14 protein-coding genes are annotated in these 16,452 nt (G+C 65.5%); 8 read left to right on the plus strand and 6 right to left on the minus strand.

Annotated elements, in window-relative coordinates; all coding sequences use genetic code 11:
- Positions 1-19: 19 nt before the first annotated feature.
- Positions 20-2,026, plus strand: coding sequence for a UvrD-helicase domain-containing protein (locus OIK44_RS01250; RefSeq protein WP_273668836.1), 2,007 nt, complete (start codon positions 20-22; stop codon positions 2,024-2,026).
- A 196-nt stretch (positions 2,027-2,222) separates the two neighbouring features.
- Here the strand turns inward: OIK44_RS01250 and OIK44_RS01255 are convergent, their stop codons facing one another.
- The 3 genes from OIK44_RS01255 to OIK44_RS01265 form a co-directional block, all read right to left on the minus strand.
- Complete coding sequence (locus tag OIK44_RS01255; protein WP_273668837.1) at positions 2,223-3,605, minus strand: DEAD/DEAH box helicase; 1,383 nt, start codon at positions 3,603-3,605, stop codon at positions 2,223-2,225.
- Between the two features lie 406 nt (positions 3,606-4,011).
- Positions 4,012-4,800 carry an enoyl-ACP reductase FabI gene (gene fabI, locus OIK44_RS01260; RefSeq protein ID WP_273668838.1) on the minus strand — a complete coding sequence of 263 codons (789 nt, stop codon included), beginning with the start codon at positions 4,798-4,800 and terminating at the stop codon, positions 4,012-4,014.
- A 220-nt stretch (positions 4,801-5,020) separates the two neighbouring features.
- Positions 5,021-6,433: a transglycosylase SLT domain-containing protein gene (locus OIK44_RS01265; RefSeq protein WP_420213802.1), complete on the minus strand. Its 1,413-nt coding sequence runs from the start codon at positions 6,431-6,433 to the stop codon at positions 5,021-5,023.
- Positions 6,434-6,841: 408 nt separating this feature from the next.
- On the opposite strand from OIK44_RS01265, the gene OIK44_RS01270 reads away from it, so the two are divergent.
- Both OIK44_RS01270 and OIK44_RS01275 read left to right on the plus strand, forming a co-directional pair.
- On the plus strand, positions 6,842-7,420 hold the full coding sequence (locus OIK44_RS01270; protein ID WP_420213803.1) for a DUF1415 domain-containing protein: 579 nt from the start codon (positions 6,842-6,844) through the stop codon (positions 7,418-7,420).
- Between the two features lies 1 nt (position 7,421).
- Positions 7,422-7,610: a DUF1289 domain-containing protein gene (locus tag OIK44_RS01275; protein ID WP_273668841.1), complete on the plus strand. Its 189-nt coding sequence runs from the start codon at positions 7,422-7,424 to the stop codon at positions 7,608-7,610.
- A gap of 4 nt (positions 7,611-7,614) precedes the next feature.
- Here the strand turns inward: OIK44_RS01275 and OIK44_RS01280 are convergent, their stop codons facing one another.
- On the minus strand, positions 7,615-8,121 hold the full coding sequence (locus OIK44_RS01280; protein WP_273668842.1) for a DUF1993 domain-containing protein: 507 nt from the start codon (positions 8,119-8,121) through the stop codon (positions 7,615-7,617).
- Positions 8,122-8,365: 244 nt separating this feature from the next.
- On the opposite strand from OIK44_RS01280, the gene OIK44_RS01285 reads away from it, so the two are divergent.
- Entirely contained in the window at positions 8,366-11,482 is a 3,117-nt protein-coding gene (locus OIK44_RS01285; RefSeq protein WP_273668843.1) for an EAL domain-containing protein, read from the plus strand.
- 22 nt (positions 11,483-11,504) lie between these two features.
- Here OIK44_RS01285 and OIK44_RS01290 read toward each other — a convergent pair whose 3' ends face one another.
- Complete coding sequence (locus tag OIK44_RS01290; RefSeq protein WP_273668844.1) at positions 11,505-11,933, minus strand: thioredoxin family protein; 429 nt, start codon at positions 11,931-11,933, stop codon at positions 11,505-11,507.
- A 153-nt stretch (positions 11,934-12,086) separates the two neighbouring features.
- On the opposite strand from OIK44_RS01290, the gene tsaB reads away from it, so the two are divergent.
- Genes tsaB through OIK44_RS01310 form a run of 4 tightly spaced genes read left to right on the plus strand, consistent with a single transcriptional unit; the run spans position 12,087 to position 15,124 of the window.
- A complete protein-coding gene (gene tsaB / locus OIK44_RS01295) occupies positions 12,087-12,800 on the plus strand; it encodes a tRNA (adenosine(37)-N6)-threonylcarbamoyltransferase complex dimerization subunit type 1 TsaB (protein WP_273668845.1) in 714 nt (237 codons plus the stop codon).
- Complete coding sequence (gene rimI / locus OIK44_RS01300) at positions 12,797-13,267, plus strand: ribosomal protein S18-alanine N-acetyltransferase (RefSeq protein WP_273668846.1); 471 nt, start codon at positions 12,797-12,799, stop codon at positions 13,265-13,267. The genes tsaB and rimI overlap by 4 nt, the downstream gene beginning before the upstream one ends.
- Positions 13,264-14,169 carry a uracil-DNA glycosylase gene (locus OIK44_RS01305; RefSeq protein WP_273668847.1) on the plus strand — a complete coding sequence of 302 codons (906 nt, stop codon included), beginning with the start codon at positions 13,264-13,266 and terminating at the stop codon, positions 14,167-14,169. The genes rimI and OIK44_RS01305 overlap by 4 nt, the downstream gene beginning before the upstream one ends.
- The gene (locus tag OIK44_RS01310; protein WP_273668848.1) at positions 14,153-15,124 is read left to right on the plus strand and encodes a DUF1853 family protein; all 972 of its coding nucleotides are present in this window, start codon (positions 14,153-14,155) and stop codon (positions 15,122-15,124) included. Before OIK44_RS01305 ends, OIK44_RS01310 begins: the two co-directional genes overlap by 17 nt.
- 1 nt (position 15,125) lies before the next feature.
- On the opposite strand, the gene lplT is transcribed toward OIK44_RS01310, so the two are convergent.
- Positions 15,126-16,388, minus strand: a complete 1,263-nt coding sequence (gene lplT, locus OIK44_RS01315; RefSeq protein WP_273668849.1) for a lysophospholipid transporter LplT — start codon at positions 16,386-16,388, stop codon at positions 15,126-15,128.
- Positions 16,389-16,452 lie beyond the last annotated feature (64 nt).

Raw genomic sequence — 16,452 nt, forward strand, 5'->3', positions numbered from 1 at the left:
ACCGTCACCAGGAATCGTTTTGAGTACAGAAAACACCGCGCAATTCATCCCGAAGCGCATCAAGCCGACCGCCGAGCAACTGGCGATCCAGACGGCGCAAAAACGCGTCGTGCTGATCGACGCCAACGCCGGCGCCGCCAAGACCACCACGCTGGCGCTGCGCCTGGCCGAGTCCCTGTACCGCGGCCGCCTGCCCGAGCGCACGCTGGCGCTGGTCTTCACCCAGGCCGCCAAGCAGGCGTTGAAGCAGCGCCTGGCCGAAATCGGCCTGGCCGCGCCCATCATCAAGCGCCTGACGATTGAAACCTTCGACGACCTGGCCCGCGCCATCCTGCGCAAGGTCGAGCCGGAGGTGCCCACCAGCGTCGCCGCATGGGAGGAGCTGCGGCCCTACGCGCTGCAGGCGCTGGAAAACGTGTCGCACAAGTACGCCCACCGCTACCCGCTGGAAATCAGCACGACCAATACGGCCATCGCCGAGTTCCTCAAGCTGCAGTTGCGCACCAAGGCCAGGCTGGACTTCCACAGCCCCGACTTCGAGTACAACTCGATCGACGACAATATCGAGATGCTCGGCATGTCGCGCACCAACTACCTGTGGATACGCGAGTACGAGAGCATGCGCGGCGCCGACAGCGGCGAGATCGATTTCCGCGCCCCCTTCGACGCCACCTACGATTTGGTGCGCCTGATGGCCGACGACGCGCCGCTGCGCGAGCAGTTGCCGCAGTTCCAGGTCATCGTCGCCGACGAACTGCACGACTTGAACGAAGCCTCGTTCCGCCTGCTGGCGATGCTGATACGCCGCAGCAACGCGTTTTTCTGCGGCGCCGGCGACAAGGACCAGGTTATCTACACCTGGTCGGGGGCCGATCACCGCTTCCTGCGCGAGCGCTTCAACCAGGAATTCCCCGCGCTGGCGCGCTATCCGCTGACCCGCAGCTACCGCTACGGGCCGGAACTGGCCCAGGCCGTCGCGACGTTCAAGGGCAAGGCGAGCGAGTCGGCGCTGGCGCGCGGCACGCAGATCGAGCTGCTGACTTACGACGCCGCCGATCCGCGCGCCTGCGCGGCGCAACTGCTCGGCGCGCTGGCGCAGTGGCAGGCGGCCGGCAACGGTTACGGCGGCGTGGCGATCCTGCTGCGCGACCGCGACCAGTCGGTGCGCGTCGAAACGGCGCTGTTCCAGCAGCGGATTCCCTACTGCTTCGTGGAGATGCAAAGCTATCTGTGCAGCCAGGAAGTGCTGATGATGCGCGGCATGGTGGCGATTGCCCGCAAGGATTTACACGGCGTCAAGAGCGCGCAACGCCGCGCCGACATCCTCGAAGCGCTGATCGTCTTTGCCGAGATTCCATTCACGCGTGCCGAGTTGCAGCAGGCCAAGGACGACGTGTCGACCTATCCCGAGCTGCTGGAAGGTTTCCTCGACAACCAGCTGGGCAAGTCCGCCAACAAGGACAAGGCGGCGCTGACGCTGGCGGCCGTCGACTACCTGCGCGGGCTGGACCCGGCCACGCCGGCCGGCGACGCCTTGCGGCATGTATTTGACGTGATGAAACTGGAGCAGACGGCGCGCCGCATCTATGTCGATCCCGACCAGGCGCGCGTGGTGGCGAAGTCGATCAACGGTTTCATCGCCGTCTGCGGCGAGGCCGGCACCGACCTGGCCGCGTTCTCGCAATGGCTGGGCGATATGGAGGACGGCCTGGCCGACGCCAGGACGCCGCACAAGGTCACCATCGCCTGCATCGACCACATCAAGGGACTGGAATACGCGCACGTGATTGTGCCTTATCTGGCGATAGACGAATTCCCTCGCAGCAAGGCCGCGAGCAGGGAAGAGGAGAACCGCTTTTACGTGGCGGTCACGCGGGCGAAGGAGCGGCTGACCCTGCTGACGCCGCAGGACCCCGCCTACCGCAGCCGCTACGTCGAGGCGATGCAGATCGACAAGGCGATGTCGAGCGGCACGCGTCTGCTGCGCAAGAGCCAGGTGCGGGCCGACATCGCCGGGCAAGCATAATCAAGGCGCCGGCCGGGCGGTGGCGGTCCGGCCGGCGCAGGCTGGGGCGCGGCTTGGACGGCTAGCGTCGTGCCGGGTTCGCGTTTGTTCGTCGCCTAACAGCCAGTTATTCAGCCGCGCGGCCATGCGCACATAAAAAAACGGCCAGCAGATCGCTCTGCTGGCCGTTTTTACGGATTGCTTGCCGCCGGGGCGATTAACGGTCGCCGTAGGTGCGGCGCGCGCCGTCGGCGCTGCGCGGGTTGGAACCCTTGTAGCCGCCGCCGGTGCCTGGCTTGCTGAACGTGCGCTGGCCGCTAGGCTTGGCGCCGCCGCGGTTGTCGCCCGGTTTCCAGCTGCCTGGACGCGCGGTCGAGCGTGGCGCCGACGCGGTCTTCTTCGGCTCGAAGCCTTCGATGACGTTGACCGGGATCAATTGCTTGGTGAAGCGCTCGATGCGTTTGACGTTCATGCCTTCGGCGTGGTTGACCAGGGAAATGGCCAGACCGTTACGGCCGGCGCGGCCGGTGCGGCCGATGCGGTGGACGTAGTCTTCCGGGAACTTCGGCAGGTCGTAGTTGAACACGTGGGTGATCGTTGGCACGTCGATGCCGCGGGCGGCAACGTCGGTGGCAACCAGCACCTTCACCTGGCCGCGGCGCATGCCGTCCAGGGTGCGGTTGCGCGCGCCCTGGTGCATATCGCCGTGCAAGGCGGCAGCCGAGAAGCCGGCGATGTTCAGGCGGTCGGCGATGGTGTCGGCGTCGCGCTTGGTGGCGGTGAAGACCACGGCCTGGTCCAGCGTTTCGTCGCGCAGCAGGTGGTCCAGCAGGCGGTTCTTGTGCGACAGGTCGTCGACGAAGTGGACGCGCTGCACGATGTTTTCATGCTTGCTCGACGAACCGGCGATCTGGATGATCAGCGGGTTCTTCGTGATGCGGCGCGCCATGTTGCCGACAACGCCGTCCAGCGTGGCCGAGAACAGCATGGTTTGACGGCCTTCCGGCGTCGCTTCGACGATTTTTTCGATGTCGTCGATGAAACCCATGTCGAGCATGCGGTCCGCTTCGTCCAGCACCAGGATTTCCAGTTGCGAGAAGTCGATCTTGCCCGAATCCATGTGGTCGATCAAGCGGCCTGGGGTGGCGACGAGGATCTCGGGATTCTTGGCCAGCAATTGCATTTGTTTAGGGTAAGGCATGCCGCCCAGGATGGACACGGCCTTGATGCGGCGTATGCCGGTGCTGTACTTGTCGGTGTTGGTCGTCACTTGCAGGGCCAGTTCGCGGGTCGGCGTGAGCACCAGCATTTTTGGCTGGGCGGCCTTGAAGCGCGGACGGTCGCCGCGGGCGCGGGCGGCCTGCATTTCCTGGTTGGCGGTCTTGCCGGCGGCGCTCTGTTCGCTGCTGGCCAGTTTGTGCAGCGATGGCAGCATGAAAGCGGCCGTCTTGCCGGAACCGGTTTGCGAGGAAACCAGCAAGTCGCGGCCTTCGATCGCGGCCGGGATCGCTTGCGCCTGGACGGCGGTCGGGGCGGTGTAGCCGGACTCGGTCAGCGCTGCGAGGAGGGACGGATGGAGGCCAAGGGATTCAAATGTCATTCTTTTCTTTCGTAAAAATCAGCGTTCTTGCAAAAAGCAGAACGCAAAATAGCAACGCCAACCAAAACGAAATGACTCAAATAGAAAGAAATTTCGGCACAAAAGCTTTGCGCCGGGACGGTGTCAGGTGCGACACACAAGGCGGGAGGGCTTTATTCAGCGGCATCCGTGGGATGCGCGAAGGCTTGCGAAGCTGCTAGGGTTTATATTTTTTATGTAACTGCGGTGTTGCCATCGCTTTGTTTCTTGCGAAAACATATTGCAGCGCACAAACAGGACTATACCGTATTTTCGGTATTTTTGCACGGCTTAATTGCGGTATTCGGCGTGAAGCGGGACGATATGCCGTATACATGGACAAAAAGCGCCGCGAAGGGCGCTTTTTCTTCGGTGCCGGGGCGCCGGCTTAGTAGTCTTCCGCGTTCAAGCCCATCACGTGCGAGAAACCGCCGTCGACATAGGTGATCTCGCCGGTGATGCCGGAGGCGAGGTCGGAGAGCATGAAGGCGGCCGTGTTGCCCACTTCGTCGATGGTGACGTTGCGGCGCAGCGGCGCGTGCGAGGCGGCGAAGCCGAGCAGTTTGCCGAAGTCCTTGATGCCGGACGCGGCCAGGGTCTTGATCGGGCCGGCCGAGATGCCGTTGGCGCGTATGCCCTTCTGGCCCAGCGATTCGGCCAGGTAGCGCACCGACGCTTCCAGCGAAGCCTTGGCCAGGCCCATGGTGTTGTAGTAAGGAATGGCGCGGACGGCGCCCAGGTAGGTCAGCGTCAGCACCGACGAGCCTTCGCGCAGCAGCGGCAGGGCGGCCTTGGTCATCGCCGGGAAGCTGTAGGCGGAGATGTCGTGGGCGATCTTGAAGCCTTCGCGCGACAGGCCGTCGAGGAAGTCGCCGGCGATGGCTTCGCGCGGCGCGAAGCCGATCGCGTGCACCAGGCCGTCGAGGCGGTCCCAGTGCGCGGCCAGGTCGGTGAAGACGGCCGTGATCTGTTCGTCGCTGCTGACGTCGCAGTCGAAGATCAGCTCGCTGTTGAATTCCTTGGCGAACTCGGTGATGCGGTCTTTGAAGCGCTCGCCAACATAGGTGAAGGCCAGTTCGGCGCCTTCGCGGTGGCAGGCTTTTGCGATGCCGTAGGCGATGGACCGGTTCGACAGCAAGCCGGTGATGAGGATTTTTTTGCCTTGCAAGAACGCCATATTGACTCCGATTACTACTGCCGCATTGGCACGCTCACCTTGAGGCGGCGTTGACGGCAGTAAGGGTTGTTTTGTGATGGTGCGGCGCCGCCGGCGTCCGCCGCATTTCCATGGGTGCAGCCTTAGCGCTAACGCAAGACCGAGATTGTAGGGCGTGTCCGGCGCGACTGCAACTGTTCGTCACAAGCGGGGCCGCCGCTGCCGCGCCGCGCGCCGCCTCTCAATGCCTGGCCCTGACCGGATGGCGGCTGCCGCCGCCCCGCGGCACGCGCGGCTTGACCAGCGAGATCGGCGCCTGGGCCGACGATTTATAGCCTTTTTCCTGCTTCGCGCCCTTGCCGGCGCGCCCCTTGCGCTCGGGGCGGTCGGCTTCGAAGGCCATCGTCGCGTTGTCGGTGATCTCGCTGGCGATGTCGATGTTCAGCGAGGCCGAGGTTTTCGGCACGAGGATGGTCGAGCCGGCCTTCAGGCTGGTCTTCTGCGGAATGTTGTTGGCTTGGCGCAGCACGTCGGGCGTCGTGCCGAAGCGCGAGGCCAGCGTGTCGATGCGCTCGCGCGCGCTGGTGATCTTGTGCGTGGTCCAGGTCGACAGGGCCTGGCCCCATTTCGCCAGGTTCGACGTGAATTTCGCGGCGTTTTCCTGCGGCAGCAAAATCTTCGTCTTCTCGCCGCCGGTGATGACGGGGCGGTTGAACTGCGGATTGAGCGCCTTGAACTCGTCCATCGACAGCTCGGCCAGCTGGGCGGCGATGGTCATGTCGATGTCGCTGGTCTTGTCGACGGCCGTGAAATAGGGCTCGTTGTCGACCAGGGCCAGCGAAATGCCGTATTGGCCGGGGTTGGCGATGATGTTCTTCACCGCCTGCAGCTTCGGCACATAGTTGCGCGTCTCGGCCGGCATCAGCTCGGCCAGGCTCTCGAAGTCGGTCGGTTTGCCCAGCGCCTGGTTTTTCTTGATGGCGCGCTGCACCGAGCCTTCGCCCCAGTTATAGGCGGCCAGCGCCAGTTGCCAGTCGCCGAACATGTCGTAGAGCCGCTGCAGATAGGTCAGCGCGGCGTCGGTCGAGGCCAGCACGCCGCGGCGCTCGTCCTTGAACATGTTTTGCTTCAGGTTAAAGTCGCGCCCGGTGGCCGGGACGAATTGCCACATGCCGGCCGCGTTGGCGCTGGAGAAGGCTTGCGGGTTGAAGGCGGACTCGATGAAGGGCAGCAGGGCCAGTTCCGTCGGCATGCCGCGCTTTTCCAGCTCTTGCACGACGTGGAAGATGTAGCGCGAGGCGCGCGTCGTGGTGCGGGCGATGTAGTCGGGGCGGGTGCTGTACCAGGTGATGTGCTTGGCGACCAGCTGGTTGTCGATGTCGGGGATGGCGTAGCCGCTGCGGATGCGGCCCCAGACGTCGGCTTCCTTCCAGTCGGAGGTGTCCGGGTTAAGCTTCAGCTTGTCGGTTTTCAGTGCAGTGTTCGCTTCCGGCGCCGCCAGCTTTGCCGTGGCGGCCGGGGACAGGGGAAGCAGGGCGGGGGCGGCGCTGCCGTGGGCGGCGCCGGCCAGGGGCTCGGCCGCCGCCGTCTCAAACGCCTGGCTCAGCGTGGGCGCGAGGGCGAGGATAAGCGCGGCCAGGGCGGTGGTTTTCATCGTGTTTTCTTGCATAGTTTTCCATTGTTGTCGTCTATATAACATCGGACAGACCATGAGTAAGCTGGGAGTGTACGTAGGTCCGAATGCCCGAGTCAAGGAATATGTCGGCGCGATGACAGGATTCGGCTTTATTTCTTTTGGATAATAATTGCAGCTTAGTTAGCAAAAATTGCCTGACGTAAGCGTTAAATGCGGCAAGGATGTGGGCATTTGCATGTCGTCGTGGCGGCGGCGCGGCAGGGCGGGGCGGCGCTTGGCATGGTTTCCAGCATAGGTGGGCGCGGCCAAACGGCAAGCCGGACGGCTGGAAAGTATGAGACTGCGCAAAGAGTGCGTACAATTTGGCTTTTGCGCCTGTCTTGCGGTGTTATGCCGCCGGCGCGCCGTCTTACATCACAGGAAACAATGAACATGAACACCGCAAACCGGGCCGACGCCGAGCACGACACGATCATCGCCGACACCGTCGACTGGCTGGAAAAGGCCGTCATCGGCCTGAACCTGTGCCCCTTCGCCAAGGCCGTCCACGTCAAGAAGCAGATCCGCTACGTCGTCAGCGCCGCGTCGACGCCCGAGCAACTGCTGCAAGAGTTGATGGACGAATTGCAAACTTTGTCCGACAGCGATCCGCAGGCGGTCGACACGACCTTGCTGATCCATCCGTATGTGCTCAACGATTTCCTCGACTACAACGAATTCCTCGACGTGGCCGACGCGGCGCTGGAAGACATGGACCTGGCCGGCGAACTGCAGGTGGCCAGTTTCCATCCGCAGTACCAGTTTGCCGACACGGCGGTCGACGACATCGGCAACTACACGAACCGCTCACCCTACCCGACCCTGCACCTGCTGCGCGAAGACAGCATCGAGCGCGCCGTCGAGGCCTTCCCGGACGCGGCCGACATTTTCGAGAAGAACATCGAGACGCTGGAAGCCCTGGGCCACGAGGGCTGGAACAAGCTCGGCCTGCCGGCGGCGAAATAAGATGGCGGAACTACCGCCGCGGCCGGACACGCCCTGCGTTGCCGTCTGCTCCACGACCTTCGACGAAATCTGCCGCGGCTGCGGCCGCAGCGTCGTCGAAGTGGCGCACTGGGTGTCGATGACGGCCGAGCAAAAGGAGTTGGTGTGGGTGCGCATCCTCGAACAGGGCTATCCGCGCCGCAATGGCTGACTGATTAATAGCTGCCGATGAAGTCTTTCTTGCCGATGTCGAGGCCGTTGTGGCGCAGGATGTCGTAGGCCGTCGTGGCGTGGAAGAAGAAATGCGGCAGCGCGTAGTGGAACAGATAGCTCTGGCCCGTGAAGTGCTTGGTCTTTTCGCCGCTGCCGGTGGTGATGGCGCGCGTTTCGCTGCCGTCGATGGCGGCCTGCGGCAGCGCCTCGATGAAGGCGATGGTTTTGGCGATGCGCGCTTTCAGTTCGGCGAAGCTTTGCTCGCTGTCTTCGTAGGCGGGCACTTCCTGGCCGGCCAGGCGCGCGCCGCAGCCCTTGGCGAAGTCGGTGGCGATCTGGATCTGCCGCACGAAGGGCAGCATGTCCGGGAACAGGCGGAAGCCGAGCAGGGCGTTCGGGTCGATTTTCTTGTCGGCGGCGTGGCTCTCGGCCTTGTCGAGGATGGCCGACAGGCTGCCGAGGATTTGTTTGAAGACGGGGATCGATGCGGAGTAAATGGAGAGGGTCATGGCGTTTCCTTTGATGAAGTGCCGCGATGATAGCAAGGCTGGGCGTTTTCTGCTGGCCTGGCCGCGCTCCGCCATGGCACGCCAAGGCGGGGCGCGTGCGCTTATTGGTGACTTTTACCGCTTTTTGCGTGCATAATTCCGCTTGGGAAATATTTTATCCGCGTCCCGCCCGCCGTTCCGAATTTCTAATAGATAAGCTTGATGACTTTGACCACCGACCCGGCCGCCCCTGCGCTGCAGCTGCATGGCTAGCGCCCTCTATCACCGCATCCGCGCGCGCCTTGGCGCGCTGTACGGCATGTCCATCTATGGCGCGCTGCTGCTGGTGGTATTCGGCGGCCTGGTCGTGCCGGCCATGGTCGGCAGCTACCTGCTGGTCGGCGTGCACGAGCGCCAGTCGGCCAGGACCAGCCTGAACGAGGCGCTGCAGCGCAACGCCGACATCCTCGCGCTGGGCATGCAGGAATCGCTGTGGAATATGAACGCGGAGTCGGCCCGCTCGCTGGTCGAATCGGTCATGCGCGACCGCTCCGTGCTGCAGGTGCAGGTGATCGGCCAGTCCGACACCCAGTTCATGACGGTGCAGGCGCCGCAGCGCCCGGTCGGCACGATCTACCGGGCCGAGCGCGAAATCCTCGTGCGCGGCGAGCGCATCGGCCGCATCCTCGTCGAGATGGACGACGCCCGCAGCCAGCAGGAGCTGCGCGAGAAGCAGATTTCCTACGTCTTCGTGCTGGCGGCCCAGCTGGGCGTGTCGATGGCGCTGATCGCCCTGTTCATGAACCGCCGCCTGCTCAAGCCGCTGCGCAGCCTGATGCGCTTTTCCGACCGCCTGTCGCGGGGCGACTTCGAAACCCGGCTGGAGCTGGGCAGCGACGACGAGCTGGGTCGCCTGGGCGGCCAGCTGGAGCAGATGCGCGTGGCGATCCGCCAGCTGTTCGAGGACATCGGCCAGCGCGAGGAGCGCTTCCGCACCATCGTCACGCAGGTGCCGGGCGCCGTGTTCCGCTACCGCCCGGACGGCCCGATCGACTTCGTCAGCGATGCCATCGAAGACATTTCCGGCTACTCGGCCCGGCTGTTCATGCGCAGCACCACCCACGTCTGGGCCGACCTGATCTGCCCGGAAGACCGCAAGGAGCACCGGCGCGCCGTGTCGCAGGCCGTGCGCGACGGCCAGCCCTACGAGCTGGAGTACCGCATCATCGACGCAACCGGCACCGAGCGCTGGGTCGCCGAAAACGGCCAGCCCCAGGTCGACGAGGCCGGCGCCCCGTCCTGGGTCGACGGCATCATCTCCGACATCAGCCAGCGCAAGCACAATGAAATGCGCATCGAGGGCTTGCTGGCCGAGCAGAGCGCCATCCTCGACAACGTCATGTTCGGCGTCATGTTCGTGCGCCGCCGCAGCATCGTCTCCGTCAACCGCCGCTGCGAGGAGCTGTTCGGCTACCAGCCGGGCGAGATGAGCGGCAGCTCCACCTCCATCGTCTTCCCCACCGCCTTCGAATTCGACGCCGGCGACGAGCGCCAGTACCCGAGCCTGAGCGCCGGCGACTACTTCAGCGAGGAGCGCCAGTACGTGCGCCAGGACGGCAGCCTGTTCTGGGCCCTCGTCAGCGGCTGCGCGCTCGACCCGAGCCGCGCCTACGAGGGCAGCATCTGGGTCTACGCCGACATCACCGCGCGCAAGGAGGCCGAGGAAAAGCTGCGCCTGTCGGCCACCGTGCTCGAACACATCGCCGACGGCGTCATGGTGATCGACGCCAAGGGCAGCATCGTCACCGTCAACCCGGCCTTCACGCAGATCACCGGCTACAGCGAGGCTGAGGCGCTGGGCAAGGACGTCACGCTGACGCGCTCGGGGCGCCACGACGCCGCCTTCTTCGAGGGCCTGTGGGGCGAGCTGGTGGCGACCGGCTTCTGGCGCGGCGAAATCTGGAACCTGCGCAAGAACGGCGAGCTGTACCTGGAGTGGCTGACCTTCAGCGCCGTGCGCGACACCAACGGCCTGACCACCCACTACGTCGGCGTGTTCAGCGACATCACCCTGGTCAAGGAGTCGCAGGAAAAGCTCGACCACATGGCCCACCACGACCCGCTGACGGCGCTGCCGAACCGCCTGCTGTTCCACGACCGCCTGCACCACGCGCTGCAGCGCGCCGGCCGCGAGGAAGAGCAACTGGCGATCCTGTTCATCGACCTGGACCGCTTCAAGAACGTCAACGACACGCTGGGCCACCACATCGGCGACGAACTCCTGAAGCAGGTGGCCAGCCAGCTTTCCGCCAAGCTGCGCGAGGGCGACACGCTGGCGCGCCTGGGCGGCGACGAATTCATCGTCCTGCTCGAGAACGTCGACGGCCAGTACGGCGCCAGCCTGGTGGCCGACAAGCTGGTGGCCATGTTCGAGCAGCCGTTCATGGTGGCCGACCACGAGCTGTTCGTCACCTGCAGCGTCGGCATCAGCCTGTTCCCGGACGACGCCGCCGACTTGAACATGTTGATCCGCAACGCCGACGTCGCCATGTACCAGGCCAAGGCGCGCGGGCGCAACGGCTACCGCTTCTACGCGCCGTCGATGACGGGCGAGGGCGTCGAACGGCTGCGCCTGGAAACCTTCCTGCGCCGCTCCATCGAAAAGAACGAGATCTTCCTGAACTACCAGCCGCAAGTGGAAATCGACACGGGGCGGCTGATCGGCGTCGAGGCGCTGGTGCGCTGGAACCATCCGGAACTGGGCCTGGTGCCGCCGGTGCGCTTCATCCCGCTGGCCGAGGACAGCGGCTTCATCAACCAGCTGGGCAAATGGGTGCTGTTCGAGGCATGCCGGCAAATGGTGCGCTGGCAGGACGCCGGCTTGCGCGTGCCGAAGATCGCCGTCAACCTGTCGGTCAAGCAGTTCGAGCGCGGCAGCATCGTCAACATGGTCGCCGAAATCCTGAAGGAGACGGGGCTGGAGCCGGAGCGTTTGCAGTTGGAGGTGACGGAATCGGTCATCATGAACACGGGCGACGCGATGGTCTTCATCAACGACCTGCACTCGATCGGCGTGGGGCTGGCGATCGACGACTTCGGCACCGGCTACTCTTCGCTGGCCTACCTGAAGCAATTGCCCGTGCAAACCTTGAAGATCGACCGCTCCTTCATCACCGACATCTCCAGCGACGCCAACGACGAGGCCATCGCCATCGCCATCATCCAGCTGGGCAAGAGCATGAACTTGTCCGTCATCGCCGAGGGCGTCGAAACGGAAGAGCAGGCCGCCTTCCTGCTGCGGCACGGCTGCAACCAGGCGCAGGGCTACCGCTACGGCCGCCCGGCGCTGCCGCAGGAATTGATCGAGCGCTGGCGCGACTGAGGCGCGCCGGCGCCCCCGGCAACTAAGCCTGGGCGGCGCGCAGCAATGCGCGCAGATTGCAGTCGCGCTGCCACTGCTGGCGCTCGGCGCTGGCGGCGGCCAGCGCGGCCAGCTCGGCGGGACTGTGGGCGGCCTGCGCCTGCACCAGGCGGTGCGCCAGGCCCGGATCGGGCAGCACGGTGCCGAAAAACGCCACCTGATCGTCGCGCTGTATCAGCAGCGTGGGGAAATTCTCGATATCGAGCTCGCCGACCACCTCGGCCTGGTCCTCGATGTCTATCCACAGGAACAACTTATCCGGATGGCGCGCGGCCAGCTCCTCGAAGGTCGCGCGGTAAGTGGTGCACGTGCCGCACCAGCCGGCGCACAGGCAGGCGACGGCCCAGCGCGGGCTGGCCAGCGCGGCGGCGACATCATCGCGGTTGTCGTCATTCAAGGTCATGCTGAACATAGTATCAAAGCCAAAAGGCGCCACTGGCGCCGGATGCGCGTATTCTACCCTGCCCAGTCCGCACCCCGCCGGGGACAGACCACGATTTTCAAGAAATAATTGCCTGAAAATCGTGGTCTGTCCCCGGCGGGGTGCGGCGGGTTAAAATACGCCATGTCTACCATTCTCGCCATTGAAACCTCGTCCGAACTCGCCTCTTGCGCCCTGTTGCGCGGCGACGTAGTCAGCAGCCGCGATTCGTCCGGCGTGCGCACCCATTCCCAAAGTATCCTGCCGATGGTGCAGGGCTTGCTCGAAGAGGCCGGCATCACCCTGGCCGATTGCGACGCCATCGCCTACGGCTCCGGCCCCGGCTCGTTCACCGGCGTGCGCACCGCCTGCGGCATCGCCCAGGGCCTGGCCTTCGGCGCCGGCTTGCCGGCGGTGCCGGTGGTGACGCTCGACGCGATGGCCCTCGCTTGCCATCAGCGCCATCAGGCCGACGCCATCCTGGCCGTGCTCGACGCGCGCATGGGCGAGGTGTACTGGGCCCAGTATCATTATGCGGGCGGTTTGCAGACGGTGCTGGCGCCGGCGCTGTCGGCGCCCGCCGACGTGCAGGCGCAGGGCCGCGTGAGCGCCTGCGGCAACGGCCTGGCCGCCTACGCGCCGGCCTTCGCCGGGCGGGCTTTCGCCGCCGCCGCGCACGCCGACATCATGCCGCACGCGGTGCAGATCGCGCAGCTGGCGCGCATCGCCTTCGCCGCCGGCGCCTATGTCGCGCCGGCCGACGCGCAGCCGCTGTATTTGCGCAATAAGATCGCCTTCACCAGCGCCGAGCGCCTCGACATGAAGAACGCCAAGGCCGCCGCCGAGGCCGCCGTATGACGCAGGTGTGGGATCTGGCCCGGCTGAACTATGAGCCGATGTGCGAAGACGACCTTGCCGAGGTGGTGGCGTTGGAGGCGTGCGTGTATCCGCATCCCTGGAGCCGCGGCAATTTCGTCGATTCGCTGGCCAGCGGCTATCAAGCCTGGGTGCTGCGCGACCGCGACGGCACCTTGCTCGGCTATTTCCTGCTGATGGCAATCGTCGACGAGGCGCATCTGCTCAACGTCGCCGTCAGCGCCGCGATACAGGGCCAGGGTTTGGGCCGCTTCCTGCTGAACCAGGCGGTGGCTTGCGCGCGCGGCCTGGGCATGGAGTCGGTGCTGCTGGAAGTGCGGCCGTCGAATACCCGCGCGCTGGAGATTTATCAACGTTACGGCTTTTCGCAAATCGGCCGGCGCAAGGCTTACTATCCGGCCGCCGACCAGCAACGCGAGGACGCCATTGTCATGCGGCTCGACATATGAATCAGATCACTGGCCGCAGCGCGGTTTTCCTGGAAGAGATGGGCGTGGGCGCGCTGTGGCAGTTGCGCGACGCGCTGGCGCAGCCTGAAATAGAAGCGGCCCCGGCCGAGTCCGAGGCGCCGCGCGTCGCGGCGCAAGCGCAGCCGCAGCCAGTGGCGGCTACCGCCGCGCCGCCCGCGCCGCCCGCGCCGATGATCGCGCCGGCGCCGCAGGCCGTGCCGGTGACGGCTCCGGCCTTGGTCCCGGCCTCGGCTCCGGCGCTGGATGATGCGTCGACGGCGTGGTTCGACGACGCGCCCGCGCCGCCGCCCCCGGCGCCCGTGTCGGACGAGGCGATCGCCGCGATGGATTGGAACCAATTGAAGACGGCCATCGCCAAATGCACGCGCTGCGCGCTGTGCAGCAGCCGCAAGAACGTCGTCTTCGGCCGCGGCGACCGCGACGCCGACTGGCTGGTCGTCGGCAGCGGCCCGAACCGCGCCGACGAGCGCGACGCGCAAGCCGTCAGCGGCGCCGCCGGCAAGCTGCTCGACAACATGCTGCTGGCGATCGACCTGGATGCGACGTCTAACGTCTACGTGACGAATCTGGTCAAATGCCGCCCGGCCGCCGCCGACGGCGCCGAACGGGCGCCGACGGCCGAGGAGAGCGCCGCCTGCCGGCCTTTCCTGGAGCGCGAACTGGCGCTGACTGAGGGCCGCATCATCCTGACCATCGGCCAGGCCGCCGCCGCCGGCTTGATACGCAGCCCGGCCGCCGCGCGCGGCAGCGTGCGCCGGCTTGGCGCCATTCCCGTCATCGCCACCTACCACCCGGACGACATGTTGCGCGACAGCGGCAACAAGGCCAAGGCGTGGGGCGACCTGTGCCTGGCCCGGCGCACCCATGCCGCACGGGACTAAACAGCCGCCCGAGACATGCCAGGCGCGTTTCGCGCGCCGCTGGGGGCATCTGACGCGGCCGCACGTGCGCGCGCTGGCCTGGTTGCTCGATGCGCCAGACCTGCTCGATGCCGCCAGCATGCAGTGGGGCGGCCGCATCGCCACGCTGGACGCCGTCGGCGCCGCCGACGCCGACTGGCTGGCGGCGCTGCAGCACGACCCGGCGCTGCTCGACGCGGCGCTGGGCACGCGCCACTACTCCCGCCTTGGCCTGTACGCCGAAAAACTGCTGGCCTTCTACTTCGCCCAGCGCGGCGTGCTGGTCGCCCACGGCCTGCAGGTGCGCGCCGCCAAAAACGACACGGTCGGCGAGTTCGACTTCCTGCTGCGGCGGGACGGCGCGCTGGCGCATTGGGAATTCGCGACCAAGTTCTACTTGCTGGACGGCGCGCCGGACGCCGGCCGCTTCAATCGCCTGATCGGGCCGAACCTGGCCGATAGCCTCGGCCTGAAGATGCGCAAGATCATCGACAAGCAACTGTCGCTGGCCAGCCATCCGGCCGCGCAAAGCCTGTTGCCGGGCCAGGTGGACAGCGCGCAGGCGCTGGTCAAGGGCTGGTTGTTTTATCCGGGCGGGGCGGTGCAGCCGATGGAGGGCATCGCGGCGGCGCATAACCACGGGTTCTGGAGCACGCTGGCTCAGCTCGACGCGCTGGCGGGCGAGCGCTTCGTCGTTCTGCCGAGGCTGCAATGGCTGGCGCCCTTGAAGGTGGCGGCCGGCGTCGCGGTGCTGAGCCGCGACGCGCTGCGCGAGGCGCTGGCGCTGCAGTTCGCCGCCGCGCCGGCCGCCGTCATGGTGGCGGCCGTGCACGAGGCAAACGGCTGGGAGGTGGAGTGGCGGCGCGGCTTTATCGTGCCCGATGACTGGGCCGAGCAGGCCGCCGCGCGTCGCGCGGCGGGCAAGTTGCCGCAGTAGCTTAGTGCTTGTGCTCGCCGATCAAGGCCAGCGAATCGTGTTCGCGCTGACTGGCGGCGTGCTTGCGCATGATCATGAACATGGTGCCGGCGACGAACATGCCGAAGGCGACGATGATGATGTCGAGGTCCAGGTGCAGCCGTATCATCACCGAGTACACGGCCAGCATGGTCAGGATCGACAGGTTTTCATTGAAGTTCTGCACGGCGATCGAGTGGCCCGCGCTCATCAGCACGTGGCCGCGGTGCTGCAGCAGCGCGTTCATCGGCACGACGAAGAAGCCCGACAGCGCGCCGATCAGCACCAGCAGCGGGTAGGCCAGCCACACCGAGGTGACCTGGGTCATCAGCATGACGATGACGCCCATGGCGATGCCCAGCGGGATCACGGTCAGCGATTTGCGCAGCGGGATGAAGCGGGCCGACAGCGCGGCGCCCAGCGCGACGCCGACGGCGACGACGCCGACCAGGCTGGTAGCCTTGTCGAAGGGCATGTGCAGCGATTTTTTCGCCCATTCCAGCACGATCAGTTGCAAGGTGGCGCCGGCGCCCCAGAACAGCGTCGTCACGGCCAGCGTGATCTGGCCCAGCTTGTCTTTCCACAGGATCGTGTAGCAGTTGGCGAAATCGGTGATCAGCTTGATCGGATTGCGCTCCTGGTGCGCGTAGACGCAGCCGGTGTCGGGGATTCTCAGGTTGAACAGCGCCGCCAGCACATAGGTGCCGGCGACGATGCACAGCGCCGCTTCGGTCGGCGTGTTGATGCCGGTGTCGAGGCCGGGCATGTCGAAGCCGAGCAGGAAGGACGAGGCGCGGTTGCTGACCAGGGCGCCGCCCATGACGGTGCCGAGGATGATCGAGGTGACGGTCAAGCCTTCGATCCAGCCGTTGGCGGCGACCAGTTTTTCGGCCGGCAGCAGCTCCGTCAGGATGCCGTACTTGGCGGGCGAGTAGATCGCCGCGCCGAAGCCGACCACGGCGTAGGCCAGCAGCGGATGGACGTCGACGAAGATCAGGGCGCAGCCGAAGATCTTGATCAGGTTGGCGATGAACATCACGCGCCCCTTCGGCAGCGCGTCGGCGAAGGCGCCGACGAAGGCGGCCAGCAGCACATAGAACAGCACGAAGGAGAGTTTCAGCAGCGGCGTGATCCACGCCGGCGACTTCATGGAGACGAGCAGGTCAATGGCGACGAACAGCAGCGCATTATCAGCCAGCGAGGAAAAGAACTGCGCCGACATGATGGTGTAGAAACCACGATTCATTCTTGGATGCCTGAAATCATATATGGCTTGCTTTATACCATAAATACTCCGGTGCACCTACCCC

It is taken from the genome of Janthinobacterium fluminis (assembly GCF_028595325.1).
Classification (GTDB): domain Bacteria; phylum Pseudomonadota; class Gammaproteobacteria; order Burkholderiales; family Burkholderiaceae_D; genus Janthinobacterium; species Janthinobacterium fluminis.